This is a genomic window from Paeniglutamicibacter sp. MACA_103, assembly GCF_045798555.1.
In the GTDB taxonomy this organism is placed as follows: Bacteria; Actinomycetota; Actinomycetes; order Actinomycetales; family Micrococcaceae; genus Paeniglutamicibacter.
In genome coordinates this window covers 139473-152094 of sequence record NZ_JBIXLN010000001.1, presented here as the reverse complement: position 1 = coordinate 152094, position 12622 = coordinate 139473, and the positions used below count along the sequence as shown (strand labels likewise).

At 67.3% G+C, this 12622-nt stretch carries 12 protein-coding genes; 7 read left to right on the top strand and 5 right to left on the bottom strand.

Annotated features, from left to right (window positions below; all coding sequences use genetic code 11):
• The first annotated feature begins 10 nt into the window (after window positions 1–10).
• The 3 genes from ACIPVK_RS00665 (at window position 11) to ACIPVK_RS00655 (ending at window position 2895) form a co-directional block, all read left to right on the top strand.
• A complete protein-coding gene (locus tag ACIPVK_RS00665; RefSeq protein WP_407610055.1) occupies window positions 11–1066 on the top strand; it encodes a beta-ketoacyl-ACP synthase III in 1056 nt (351 codons plus the stop codon).
• Window positions 1067–1164: 98 nt separating this feature from the next.
• On the top strand, window positions 1165–1410 hold the full coding sequence (locus ACIPVK_RS00660; RefSeq protein WP_217388104.1) for an acyl carrier protein: 246 nt from the start codon (window positions 1165–1167) through the stop codon (window positions 1408–1410).
• 246 nt (window positions 1411–1656) lie between these two features.
• Window positions 1657–2895, top strand: a complete 1239-nt coding sequence (locus ACIPVK_RS00655; RefSeq protein ID WP_407610054.1) for a beta-ketoacyl-[acyl-carrier-protein] synthase family protein — start codon at window positions 1657–1659, stop codon at window positions 2893–2895.
• Window positions 2896–3138: 243 nt separating this feature from the next.
• On the opposite strand, the gene ACIPVK_RS00650 is transcribed toward ACIPVK_RS00655, so the two are convergent.
• The 3 genes from ACIPVK_RS00650 to ACIPVK_RS00640 all read right to left on the bottom strand — a co-directional run bounded on the left by ACIPVK_RS00650 (window position 3139) and on the right by ACIPVK_RS00640 (window position 6127).
• On the bottom strand, window positions 3139–3642 hold the full coding sequence (locus ACIPVK_RS00650; protein WP_407610053.1) for a DUF3145 domain-containing protein: 504 nt from the start codon (window positions 3640–3642) through the stop codon (window positions 3139–3141).
• A 132-nt stretch (window positions 3643–3774) separates the two neighbouring features.
• Window positions 3775–4758 (bottom strand): tyrosine recombinase XerC, encoded by a 984-nt coding sequence (locus ACIPVK_RS00645; protein WP_407610052.1) that lies wholly within the window; start codon window positions 4756–4758, stop codon window positions 3775–3777.
• A 70-nt stretch (window positions 4759–4828) separates the two neighbouring features.
• Window positions 4829–6127, bottom strand: coding sequence for a DNA-processing protein DprA (locus ACIPVK_RS00640; RefSeq protein WP_407610051.1), 1299 nt, complete (start codon window positions 6125–6127; stop codon window positions 4829–4831).
• Window positions 6128–6543: 416 nt separating this feature from the next.
• On the opposite strand from ACIPVK_RS00640, the gene ACIPVK_RS00635 reads away from it, so the two are divergent.
• The 4 genes from ACIPVK_RS00635 (at window position 6544) to ACIPVK_RS00620 (ending at window position 10081) form a co-directional block, all read left to right on the top strand.
• Window positions 6544–7479 carry a glycine betaine ABC transporter substrate-binding protein gene (locus tag ACIPVK_RS00635; protein WP_407610050.1) on the top strand — a complete coding sequence of 312 codons (936 nt, stop codon included), beginning with the start codon at window positions 6544–6546 and terminating at the stop codon, window positions 7477–7479.
• 141 nt (window positions 7480–7620) lie between these two features.
• Window positions 7621–8688, top strand: a complete 1068-nt coding sequence (locus tag ACIPVK_RS00630; protein ID WP_407610049.1) for an ABC transporter ATP-binding protein — start codon at window positions 7621–7623, stop codon at window positions 8686–8688.
• Window positions 8685–9422, top strand: coding sequence for an ABC transporter permease (locus ACIPVK_RS00625; RefSeq protein ID WP_407610048.1), 738 nt, complete (start codon window positions 8685–8687; stop codon window positions 9420–9422). Before ACIPVK_RS00630 ends, ACIPVK_RS00625 begins: the two co-directional genes overlap by 4 nt.
• The gene (locus tag ACIPVK_RS00620; protein WP_407610047.1) at window positions 9419–10081 is read left to right on the top strand and encodes an ABC transporter permease; all 663 of its coding nucleotides are present in this window, start codon (window positions 9419–9421) and stop codon (window positions 10079–10081) included. Before ACIPVK_RS00625 ends, ACIPVK_RS00620 begins: the two co-directional genes overlap by 4 nt.
• Before the next feature lie 24 nt (window positions 10082–10105).
• Here the strand turns inward: ACIPVK_RS00620 and ACIPVK_RS00615 are convergent, their stop codons facing one another.
• Entirely contained in the window at window positions 10106–11656 is a 1551-nt protein-coding gene (locus ACIPVK_RS00615; RefSeq protein ID WP_407610046.1) for a YifB family Mg chelatase-like AAA ATPase, read from the bottom strand.
• A complete protein-coding gene (locus ACIPVK_RS00610; protein WP_407610045.1) occupies window positions 11653–12012 on the bottom strand; it encodes a YraN family protein in 360 nt (119 codons plus the stop codon). The genes ACIPVK_RS00615 and ACIPVK_RS00610 overlap by 4 nt, the downstream gene beginning before the upstream one ends.
• Window positions 12013–12622 lie beyond the last annotated feature (610 nt).

Below are 12622 nucleotides of genomic sequence, written 5' to 3'. Positions count from 1 at the left end.
TTCCCGAATCATGACTGCAGTGATGAACCAAACCACCGCGCGCGAATTCAGCCGCATCCACGGCGTGGGCTCCTTCCGTCCCGACGTCATCGTCACCAACGACGACGTGTGCCAGTGGATCGACTCCTCCGACGAGTGGATCCAGCAGCGCACCGGAATCGTGACCCGCGCGCGCGCCGATGAGAACACCTCGCTGCTGGACATGGCCGAAGGTGCCGCCCGCGACGCCCTGGCTTCGGCCGGCATCGAGGCCAGCCAGATCGGTGCAGTCATCGTCTCCACCGTGACCTTCCCCTATGCCACCCCGTCCGCCGCCGCGGCCCTGGCCGACCGCATCGGCGCCACCCCGGCACCGGCCTTCGACATCTCGGCCGCCTGCGCCGGCTACTGCTATGGCGTGGCCCAGGCAGACGCACTGGTGCGTTCCGGCATGGCCGAATACGTGCTGGTCGTCGGCGCCGAGAAGCTCTCGGACGTCATCGACAACCACGAGCGCACCATTTCCTTCCTGCTCGGCGATGGCGCAGGCGCTGTCGTCATCGGCCCCTCGGACATCCCCGGCATCTCCCCGTCGGTCTGGGGTTCGGACGGCTCGAAGTGGTCCGCCATCGGCATGACCCACTCCCAGCTGGACCTGCGCGACGCCGTCCTGCAGGCCGAGTCGTCCCCCGAAGGCACCTCCCTGGTTGCCGGGACCGAGGCCCAGCTTTGGCCGACCCTGCGCCAGGATGGCCAGACGGTCTTCCGCTGGGCAGTATGGGAAATGGCCAAGATGGCCAAGAAGGCCCTGGCCGACGCCGGACTCACCGCCGAGGACCTGGCAGCCTTCATCCCCCACCAGGCCAACATGCGGATCATCGACGAGATGGTCAAGCAGCTGAAGCTCCCGGAAACCGTGGTTGTCGCCCGCGACATCGCCACCTCCGGAAACACCTCGGCTGCCTCCATCCCCATGGCCATGGACAACATGCTCAAGGAGAACCCCGAGCTCTCCGGCGGCCTGGCCCTGCAAATCGGATTTGGCGCCGGGCTTGTCTTTGGCGCACAGGTCGTTGTCCTGCCCTAGGCTTAACCCCCAGGGACACAACCCATCATTCGGACCGCACACCTGTGGTCTGCATAGTCGTCGGGCTTGTTACCGGCAAACACAGAAAAGGAGCCATCATGGCTAGCAACGAAGAGATTCTGGCCGGCTTGGCCGAGATCGTCAACGAAGAGACCGGTCTGGAGACCGAAGCGGTCGAAATGGACAAGTCCTTCACCGAGGACCTGGACATCGACTCCATCTCGATGATGACCATCGTCGTCAACGCCGAAGAGAAGTTCGACGTGAAGATCCCGGACGAAGAGGTCAAGAACCTTAAGACCGTTGCCGATGCAGTGAACTTCATCGCCGGCGCGCAGGTCTAAGCCAGGTTTTGATGCGTCCCCTTGAAACGGAATCCCTCGCGGGTTCGCGTTTCAAGGGGTGCATCGCTTCCCCCTTCATGTTTACCGGTTGGAAGGCACCCGCCGTCCGACCCGCTTTACCGGTTTCGTAACCGATCCCCAGATTTTCGATTCAATCCGGACACCGCCCATGTGGCCACGGCCCGACGCTTGGATCGCGTGCTAGCTTCGCTAGCCGTTTCGCCCCAACCAGTAGAGAGTTTCAACATGGCTCGCAAAGTTGTTATCACCGGCCTTGGTGCCACCACCCCCATCGGCGGGGACGTCCCGACCCTGTGGGCCAATGCCCTCAAGGGTGTTTCGGGCGCCCACACGCTGCCCGATGAGTGGGTTGAAACCTACAACCTGCCGGTGAAGTTTGCCGCCAAGGCGTCCACCCCCGCTTCCGAGGTCCTCTCCCGTGTCGAAATGAAGCGCATGGACCCGTCCACCCAGTTCGCCGTGGTTGCCGCGCGCGAGGCCTGGAAGGACTCCGGCATTGAAACGGTCGACCACGACCGCTTGGCCGTGGCCTTCGCCACCGGCATCGGTGGCGTGTGGACCCTGCTTGACGCCTGGGACACCCTGAAGGAAAAGGGCCCCCGCCGAGTACTGCCGATGACGGTGCCGATGCTGATGCCAAATGGCCCGGCCGCTGCCGTGTCCCTGGACTTGGGCGCCCGTGCCGGCGCGCACACCCCGGTGTCGGCCTGCGCTTCGGGTACCGAGGCCATGCACATCGGACTCGAGCTGATCCGTTCGGGCAAGGCGGACGTGGTGGTGTGTGGTGGCGCGGAAGCCGCCATCCACCCGATGCCGATGGCCTCGTTCGCCGCCATGCAGGCGTTGTCCAAGCGCAACGACGACCCGGAGCACGCATCGCGCCCGTACGACATCGACCGTGACGGCTTCGTCATGGGCGAAGGCGCCGGCGCCCTGGTCCTCGAAGCCGAGGAACACGCCATTGCCCGCGGTGCCACCATCTACGCCGAGCTTGCCGGCACCTCGGTGACTGCCGACGCCTACCACATCACTGCGCCTGACCCGGAGGGCCTGGGTGCCACTCGTGCCCTGAAGGCGGCCATGTTTGACGGCCGCATCCAGCCCGAGGACGTCGTCCACGTCAACGCGCATGCCACCTCGACCCCCGTGGGCGACAAGCCGGAGTACACGGCCCTGCGTGCGGCGCTGGGCAGCCACCTGGACAACGTGTGCGTATCGGCCACCAAGTCGCAGATGGGCCACCTGCTGGGCGCCTCGGGTGCCGTTGAGTCGGTGCTCGCCGTGCTCGCCGTATACCACCGCAAGGCGCCGGTGACGATCAACCTCGAGAACCAGGATCCGGAAATCCCGTTGGATGTCGTTGTCGGCACCCCGCGCGAATTGCCGGAGGGTTCCATCGTGGCCCTGAACAACTCGTTCGGCTTCGGCGGACACAACGCCGTCGTTGCCATCCGCAGCGTCTAGAACGCCAGCAGGCTGAGCCTGCATCACCAAAGAGCTGTGGCCCGAAGTCGAACTTCGGGCCACAGCTCTTTGTCGTTGTACTTGTGTCGATGCAGTGCGGACGGTGCGAAATCGGGGCGACAACGCCTCGAGTTGTTTTCTCGACCGGTGGAAGTGTGCAGCGGTGGGTTCATCGACCAGGAGTAATGGTCAACCATCCGGCCCACGCGAGGTGTTGCTGTTGGCGGACAGACCCGGGAACGGTCAGATGACCTGGTGCAGCCAGCGCACGGGTGCGCCCTCGGCGGCGTAGCGGAAGGGCTCGAGTTCCTCGTCCCAGGCCTCGCCAAGGGCAATGGAGAGCTCCTGGTACACGATGGCAGGATCGCCGGCGCCCTTTTCGTAGGCCCAGCGGATGCGTTCCTCGCTGACCATGATGTTGCCGGCGGCGTCCGTGGTGGCGTGGAAGATCCCGAGCTCAGGCGTGTGGGACCAACGGCTCGAGTCGACACCGGGACTGGCTTCCTCGGTGACCTCGTAGCGCAGGTGGGCCCAACCGCGAAGAGCGGACGCCAAAAGAGCACCGGTGCCGGGCTTGCCGGTCCAGTTCACTTCCGACCGGGACATGCCCGGGGCAGCGCTCTGCTCGGTCCAGTGCAGATCGGTCCGCTGGTCGACAACGGAACCGATCGCCCACTCGATGTGCGGGCACAGCGCTGAAGGGGCTGAGTGTACGAAAAGTACGCCCCTGGTCAGTGCGTCAGACATGCTTTCCTCCGATGTGCTGTTGGAACGTCTTCCCCAACGTCAACAACCCTGTTTCGAAGTCCAGTAGGTCCTGATTAGTATTGTGCACGATTATACGGCGTTCGACCAGCGTCTTTCGACCATGACCTCGGATTATGCACGAGGATGGGCCTTTTGGTAGCTGTCCTTGAGCCGTTCGACCGAAACATGGGTGTAGAGCTGAGTGGTTGCCAGCGAGGAATGCCCCAGAATCTCCTGCACGGCGCGCAGGTCGGCGCCCCGGTCCAACAGGTGGGTCGCGGCCGTGTGGCGCAGTGCGTGGGGCCCCCTGGCGGCGGTGTCCCCCAGTGCCGCCAGGGCGTCGGAGACCACTTGGCGTGCCTGCCGGGCATCTAGCCGTTTCCCGCGGCGGCCCAGCAGCAGTGCGCGCCCGGAGTCGTCGGTTCTCAACACCGGACGGGCGCGGCGCATCCAGTCATCGACAGCGTTCAGGGCCGGCTGCCCGAAAGGCACCGTGCGCTCCTTGTTGCCCTTGCCGATGACCCGCAGGGTCCGTCGGTCCAGGTCGATGTCGGTGATGTCCAGCGACACCAGCTCCCCCACGCGGATGGCCGTGGCGTAGAGCAACTCGAGGATGAGCTTGTCGCGGTCGGCGAGCGCAAGCTGTTCGCGGCTCTGCTCGGGGGTCTTGGCATCCGGTGAGCCCGGGGCTTCGGGCAGGGGTTGGAAGATCCGTTCGATCTGGTTGTTTTGCAGGATGTGAGGGAGGCGTTGTTCGCGCTTGGGTGACTTCAGGCGGATGGCGGGGTTGGTGGCAATGAAGTTTTCTCGCACTGCCCAGGTGAGGAAGCTGCGGATGGTCGCGGAGCGGCGTGCCAGGGTGGCGCGCGCGAGGCCTGATTCCTGCAGCGTCATGAGCCAGGCGCGCAGGAGGGTGAGGTCGAGTCCCGCCAAGGTCGTTGCACCGCGCGGAATGGCATAGGCGTAGAGGTTGGCGATGTCGCTGCCGTAGGCGCGCAGGGTGTGCTCGCTGCGTTCGCGTTCCAGGGCCATGTACCTCAGGAAGCCGTCGTGGGCTTTTTGGAGCTCGACGGGCAACGGTGGGGTTTCGGTTTTTTGTTCGATTGGCTCTGGCACGTCTCTACTGTCTCCCGGGTCGGGGGCCTGGGCAACTGTGCCACGCCGGTTGATGTGTACCCGGCGTTCCTCAGGACGGGGTGGGGGCTCCGCGTTGGGGTTCCCGGCCGTTGGGGAAGCGGCGTATCCAGCCAATACCCGTGCGTTCGGCCAGTCCGCGGGTGGCCAGGCGGGAGAGTCCGCCAAGGATGGAGCCCATGCCGAGTCCCGCGACTGCGGCAAGCTGGTCCGCGGTCCGTGGCGAGCGTATGGGCAGGGCGTCGAGGAGCAGCAGGTCCTGGATGGCCAGCCCATCGTAGTCGCGTTGCTCTTCCCTGCTACCGGGGTTGGCGCCCTGTGCGGGTTGCGGGCCCGGGTGTGGAACTTGCGCGGGGTCGGGGAGCTTGAGGAGTTCGAGCGCCTCGGCGGCATCGGTGACGAGTGTTGCCGCTCCCTCGCGGATGAGCCGATGGCAGCCTGCGGAGTTTGCGGAGAAGACCGACCCCGGGACGGCACCTACCTCGCGGCCGATCTCCGCAGCGTGGCGTGCGGTGCTCAGGGCCCCGGAGCGCCAGCGCGCCTCGGCCACGATGGTTGCCGCGCACAGGGCGGCTATCAGCCTGTTGCGTTGGAGGAAGCGCCAGCGGGTGGGCGTGGCCCCTGGGGCGACTTCCGCAATGAGGAGGCCCTGGCGGTGGACGGCCATGAGCAGGTCGTCGTTGCCCACGGGGTAGAAGCGGTTCAGTCCCCCTGCCATCACGGCAATGGTGGCGGGCCGCGGGGATCTGCCCGGGCCGGCATCGATGGGCGGGTCTTCGGCGAGCGCGGCTTGGTGGGCTTGCGCGTCGATGCCGTAGGCTCCCCCGGAGACGATGCAGATTCCCCGTGCCCGCAGGCCGTGGACCAGTTCCGCGGTGACGGTGCGTCCATATTCGGTGGCGTCCCGTGATCCGACGATGGCGGCAAGGTGGGCCGGGTCGCGCAGGATGTCCCGGTCGCCGTTGCCGCGGTACCAGAGGGCCAGGGGCGCTGCCAGTCCCAGTGCTTCAAAGCCCTGTGGCCAGTGCTCGTCTGCGGGGTGGATGATTCCTCCCCCGAGGTTGGCCATGAGCTTGAGGTCGGTGATGGGGTCGGCGAGCGCCGCCCGGGGGCGCCAGCGTTCGAGTCCGGCGTCCAGGCGCAGGCTCGCGCGGCTCGCCCCATGGGCGTCGAGCAGTTCGGCGACTTGTTGTTGTTCGTGTGCGGGGGCCGGTCCGGCGTGGTCGTGGATGAGGCGGTAGGCTTCGACGGCCCCGGCGACCTGGACGAGGGCGGCTCCGGTTTGGTCGTTGGGTTCGATGATGTGGGTGAGGCCTGCGCGTGCCAGGGCCTCGGGATCGGCGGTGTTCATGTCTCTGTGGCCTCCGGCTGGTTCGGTGCTCGTCTCCCGGCGATTGCGCCTGTTCCCCGGTGCCGTGCAGGCAACAGCTGCGCTGGCACCGGGTGGGAGTGTCCTTGGTGCTTCCCTTATCGTGCATCTCCCACCCGAAGCGTCGGGGAGCGGATGCGCGCCCTGGGGACAGGGTCCGTCGGCGCCCGCGCGGCGGGTCCTGATGTGTGGGCAAGTGTCGAGGATTGGGGTGGAACCGGTCGTTGCGGCTGCGAATCAACTTCTACGTGGCCGCAACGCCCCATGTCGGATGCCCATGCATGTTGCTTGTCCGACTCCAAATAGGTAACGATGGTTTTAGCCCCCCTACCGACGGCCACGTGCCTCCAGGGCGGATTCGCCGGTAGAAACAACTGACACGAAACTAGGCATCACACATGAATCGAATGAAGCTTCCATTTATTGCAGCCCTCTCCGTGGTGGCCGGTTCGTTGATCCTCAGCGGATGCTCCAATCCCACGGCGTCTCCGGCACCGGCTGATTCTTCCGGCGCCGGCGGAACCCTGACCGTGTCGTCGGCGGATTTCACCGAATCCGAGATCATCGGCAACCTCTACGCCGAGGCGTTGAAGGACAAGGGGTACACGGTTGAGACGAAGTTCCGCATCGGCAGCCGCGAGGCCTACATCCCGGCGCTGGCGGACGGGTCCATCGACTTGATCCCCGACTACACCGGCAACCTGTTGCTGGCCCTGGACGAGAAGGGCGATGTCAGTTCCCCCGAATCGATCGTCTCGGCCCTGCCGGCCGCGCTGGAGTCCAAGAAGTTGACCATGCTCACCCCCGCGGCGGCCGAGGACAAGGACGCGGTGGTTGTCACCCGTGCCACCGCGGACAAGTGGTCGCTGAAGTCGATCGAGGACCTCGCGGCACACAACGACGAGGTGGTCATGGCCGGTCCCCCCGAATTCAACAAGCGCCCCGTAGGCCTGCCGGGCTTGGAGAAGAGCTACGGCTTCGTGCCTTCGAAGTTCGAGCCGATTTCCGATGGCGGCGGCCCTGCCACCGTCAAGGCGCTGCTCGACGGCAAGGTCACGGCCGCGAACATCTTCACCACGAGCACCGCGATCCCCGCCAACGACCTGGTGGTGCTGGAGGATCCCAAGAACAACTTCCCGGCGCAGCAGGTGGTTCCGGTTTCGGCCGCCGGGAAGCTCGATGCGAAGGCGGTCCAGGCCCTTGATGCAATTTCCGCGAAGCTGAGCACCGAGGAGCTGATCAAGCTCAACGAGCAGGTCTCCGGCAGCGCCAAGGTGGAACCGAAGCAGGCAGCCATCACGTGGCTCACGGACCAGGGCCTGTTGGGCAACTAACGCAGGAATCCGCCCCCGAATCGACAAGATTAGAACACTTGTTCGATTCGGGGGTTCGTGGTCTCGCCCGCCGGTGGGAGCCACCCACTTTTCGCCCGCATTTCGCACCGCCCCGCCACCGATAGGACCCAAGAACCCGCGATGATCACCTTCGAATCAGTGTCCAAGTCATACCCCGGCGGCACCCGGGCGGTCACCGACCTGGAGCTGGAGATCCCCACCGGTTCCTTCACCGTCCTGGTCGGGCCCAGCGGCTGCGGCAAGACCACCTCCATGCGCATGATCAACCGCATGGTGTCCCCCAGCAGCGGCCGCGTGCGCATCGACGGGCAGGACGTCGCCGACATCCGTGCCGTCACGCTGCGGCTGGGCATCGGCTACGTATTGCAAAACGCCGGCTTGTTCCCGCACCGCACCGTGCTGGACAACGTGGCCACGGTCCAGCGCCTGCTGGGCCTGTCCAAGGCCCAGGCCCGCGCCAAGGCGCACGAGGCGATGGAGCGGGTGGGCCTGGACGCCTCGATGGCCGCCCGGTACCCGGCACAGCTTTCCGGCGGGCAACAGCAACGCGTCGGGGTCGCCCGCGCCCTGGCTGCAGACCCGCCGATCCTGCTCATGGACGAACCCTTTTCCGCCGTGGACCCGATCGTGCGTCTCGAGCTGCAACAGGAAGTCCAGCACCTTCAGGCCGAGATCAAGAAGACCATTGTGATGGTCACCCACGACATCGACGAGGCACTCACCCTGGGCGACCGCATCGCCGTGCTGGCCCCCGGCGGGGTGCTGCACCAATACGCGTCCCCGCTGGATATCCTCACCCGGCCTGCAACCGACTTCGTCGCCGCCATGGTGTCCAAGGACCGTGGCTTCCGCCAGCTTTCCTTCGCCACGCTCGAGGACGTCCAGGCCACCACGCTCCCCGCTCCCGGCCCCGACAGCCTGATCGAGTTGGGCACTATCGCACCGGGCTGGAGGCTCCGTCTGGACCCCGGGCAGCGCAGGGCAGTGTGGATCGACCCCACGGGGGTGGAGTTCGCGGCCGGGTCCGTGGTGCGGCGCGGGGACACGGTCCGCTCGGCGCTCGATGCTGTGTTGGCCTCCCCGGTGTCCGCGGCACTGCTGGTGAACGGCGACGCGGTTCCCGGCGCCTGCGTCACCATCGACGACCTGGCACCCTACCTGCGCCACGAAGTGCGGGGCCAGGCATGAACTGGCTCTGGGAGAATCCCGGGCAGGCCCGGGCGCTCACGCTCGAACACCTGTACCTGAGCATCATTCCCACCGTGGTCGGCGTGGTGCTGGCACTGGCGCTCGGGCTGGTCTTCGGCAACCGGCCGCGCACCCGGGCGCTGATCACCGGCGTGGCCAGCGCGATCTTCACCATCCCCTCGCTTGCGCTGTTCGTGGTGATTCCCTCGATCATCGGCACCCAGATCCTTGACCCGCTGAACGTGGTCATTGCGCTGAGCCTGTACTCGACCTCGCTGCTGGTGCGCACGGTGTTCGACGCGCTGGACGCGGTGGCCCCGGAGGTCCTGAACGCCGCCGAGGCGCTGGGCTACTCCCGCGCCCGGCGCAGGGTGTTCGTGGACCTTCCCCTGGCCGTGGCACCGCTCGCAGCCGGCACCCGCGTCGCGGCGGTGACCAACGTGTCGCTGGTGTCCGTGGGCGCCGTGATCGGCGTCGGCGGGCTGGGCCAGCTCTTCGTGGCCGGCTACCAGCGCAACTACCCCGACCAGATCCTGGCCGGCATCATCGTCATCCTGCTGCTCGCCCTACTCCTTGACAGGATCATTGCCGGCGCCGCCCGGCTGCTGACCCCCTGGCTGCACCACGGGGCGGCCCCTGCCGCGTCGGCGGACCGCCGGCGCCCCTTCAACGGGCGCGCAAGCCAAGCCGCGCCGAGCGCGCAGGACGCCGCGGGCCGGGAGGGTTCCAAGTGATCAACGAGATGCTCGCGTACTTTGCCGACGCCGCGAACTGGTCCGGAAGCGCGGGGATCCCCGCCCGGCTGGGCGAACACCTGTGGTATTCGTTCCTGGCGGTGCTGGCCGCCGCCGTCATCGCCTTCCCTGTCGGGGTTTTCATCGGGCACACCGGCACCGGCAGGGTGTTCCTGGTGTCCGCTTCCAACGTGCTGCGGGCGCTGCCCTCGCTGGGCATCATGACGCTGCTGGTGCTCCTGATGGGAATCGGGCTGCTGCCGCCGCTGGCAGCCCTGGTGCTGATCGCGATCCCGCCGATCCTGGCCGGGGTGTACGCGGGGGTGGCCAACGTCGAGCCATCGGTCGTGGATGCCGCGCGTGCCATCGGCATGAAGGACTCGCGGATCATCCTGCAGGTCGAGCTCCCGCTGGCGCTGCCGCTGATCCTGGGCGGGATGCGCGGGGCAATTCTGCAGGTCGTGGCCACGGCCACGATCGCCGCCTACGTGAACCTGGGCGGGCTTGGCCGCTATATCTTCGATGGGCTGGCCCTCTACGACTACGGCCAGGTGTTGGTCGGCGCGGTGCTGGTCACCGGCCTCGCCCTGGTGCTCGACGGCCTGCTGGCCCTGCTGGCCCGGGCGCTCTCCCCGGCTCGGCGGGCCATCGCACGGTAGTCTCCGACCCGTCGGCGAGTGCAACTAGCCCACGTCTCCCTTGCCGTGCTGGCGCAATTGGATGGCCACGTCCACGTCGTCCGCCGTGGGGCAGGCGTGGGAGTTCAGGTCGGCGATGGACCAGGCGATGCGCAGCACCCGGTCGTAGCCGCGTGCACTGAGCCGCAGCGACTCCGTGGCCCGGTTCAGACCGGCCAGCGTTGCAGAGAGGAGCCGCAACTCGTTGCGCAGGATCGATCCGGGGACCTCCGCGTTGGTGCAGATACCCCAGCGCTTGAGCCGATCACGTGCCGCCGTACGCGCCTCGCGCACGCGCGCCGCGACCACGGCGGAGGATTCGCAGGTTCCGCGCCCGGCCAGTTCCCGGGCAGAGAGCTGCGGAACAAAGAGCTGCATGTCGATCCGGTCCAGCAGCGGACCCGAGAGCCTGGCCAGGTAGCGGCGGCGCTGCATCGGGGTACAGGTGCAGTCGGTGCCCTTGCCCAGGTTCCGCCCGCACGGGCACGGGTTGGCCGCCAGCAGCAGCTGGAAGCGCGCCGGGTAGCTGGCGGTGCCGGATGCCCGGTGCAGGGTGAGCACGCCGGATTCCAGCGGCTGGCGCAGCGCGTCCAAGGCCGTGGAGGAGAATTCGGGCGCCTCGTCCAGGAAAAGCACGCCCCGATGCGCGCGGGAGGCGGCGCCGGGCCGCGGGATGCCGCTGCCTCCGCCGATCAGCGCCACCATGGAGGCGCTGTGGTGCGGGGACTCGAAGGGCGGGCGGCGCAGCAACGAATCGATGGGCCGCCCGCCGGCCGACAGCGAATGCACCGCGGTGGTTTCCAGCGCCTGGGCGTCGTCGAGGTCCGGCAGCAGCCCGGGCAGGCGCTGGGCAAGCATGGTTTTCCCGGCCCCGGGAGGCCCGGTGAAGAGCAGGTGGTGGCCGCCGGCGGCTGCCACCTCCAGCGCGTACCGTCCCTGGGCCTGGCCTACCACCTCTGAGAGGTCCATGGCCGGTGTGCGGGTTGCCGACCATCCGGCACTCTTCCGCGCGGGCGAGTCGTGCCGCGCCCGGTACTGAAGATCCAGCGGATCGGCGCCGCATTCGGCAAGCACCTGGGACAGGTGGGCGTAGGACCGTACCGAGGCCCCGGCAACCAGTTCTGCCTCCGCCTGGTTCTCGGTGGCGACCACGACGTTCGGGTAACCGTCCCGCACGGCCGCCATGACGGCCGGAAGCACCCCGGAAACGGGACGCAGCGACCCGTCAAGCCCGAGCTCGGCCAGGTAGACCACGCCCGGGGCCGGGGTGATGGATCGGTCCGCGGCCAGCGCCGCCAGCAGGATGGCCAGGTCGAATCCGGAGCCCCGCTTGTGCAGCGTCGCGGGCGTCAGGTTCACCGTGAGGCGGCGGTTGGGCAGCGGAATGCCGGAGTTGCGGGCCGCGGAGCGGATGCGCTCGCGCGATTCGTTGAGGGCCGCGTCGGGCAGTCCCAGCAGGATGAAGGCGGGGATGCCGTTGCCCACGTCGGCTTCCACCTCGATGAGCTGGCCGTTGAGACCGGTCAGGCCGATGCCGAGGGTGCGGGCCAGGCTCACGATTCCACCCCGATCAGATGTTCAATGCTCGGTTCGCACCCCGGTGCCATGAGGATTGCCACCACGTCCACGCGCACGGTGTGCGGATTGCGGCGGTGGGTCACGCACCAGCGCCGCACCAGGTGTGAGAGTCGGCGCAGCTTGGCCGGGTTGACCGCCTCGGCCGGGTGCCCGAAGCCCGACGAGCTGCGCGTCTTGACCTCCACCCCGACGACCTGTCCGTGCGTCTCGGCGACGATATCCAGCTCGCCGAGCCGGCAACGCCAATTGCGTTCCAGCACTCTGTAGCCGGCGCCGGCGAGATAGGAAGCGGCCAGCTCCTCGCCGGCGGCACCGAGTTCTTGGTTGTGGTTCATGGGCACACTCCTGGGTCATCCGACCGCAGGCCCCGGGCGTTGGCGGAGTTGCTGGCCGGTTGGTTTCAAGGATGCACCGGGGTGGCCGGCGAGCGCCGTGCCGCAGGCAGCAGTGTGGATAAACAGTGGCATGGACTCCCCGGCGAGCGCCTGACGCGGTTAAGGGGAATGCCGAACACCGCGGTATCGGCCGAGTGGCCGTCAGCAGTCGCAGCTCGTTGCGCAGGATCGATCCGGGGACCTCCGCGTTGGTGCAGATACCCCAGCGCTTGAGCCGATCACATGCCGCGGCACGAGCCTCGCGCACGCGTGCCGCGACCACGGCGGAGGATTCGCCGGTTCCGGGGCCGGCCAGTTCCCGGGGCGAGAGCTGCGGTACAAAGAGTTGCATGTCGATCCGGTCCAGCGGCGGGCCCGAGAGCCTGGCCAGGTAGCGGCGGCGCTGCATCGGGTACAGGTGCAGTCGGTGGCCTTTCCCAGGTTCCGCCCGTACGGGCATGGGTTGGCGGCCAGCTTATGTGCCCTGTCCAGACGTCCGCCAAAATCGATACTTACTAAGCTCAATCATCCGTAAGTGAGTTAGTCTTAGCAGGCTTCCAAGCTGGCTATC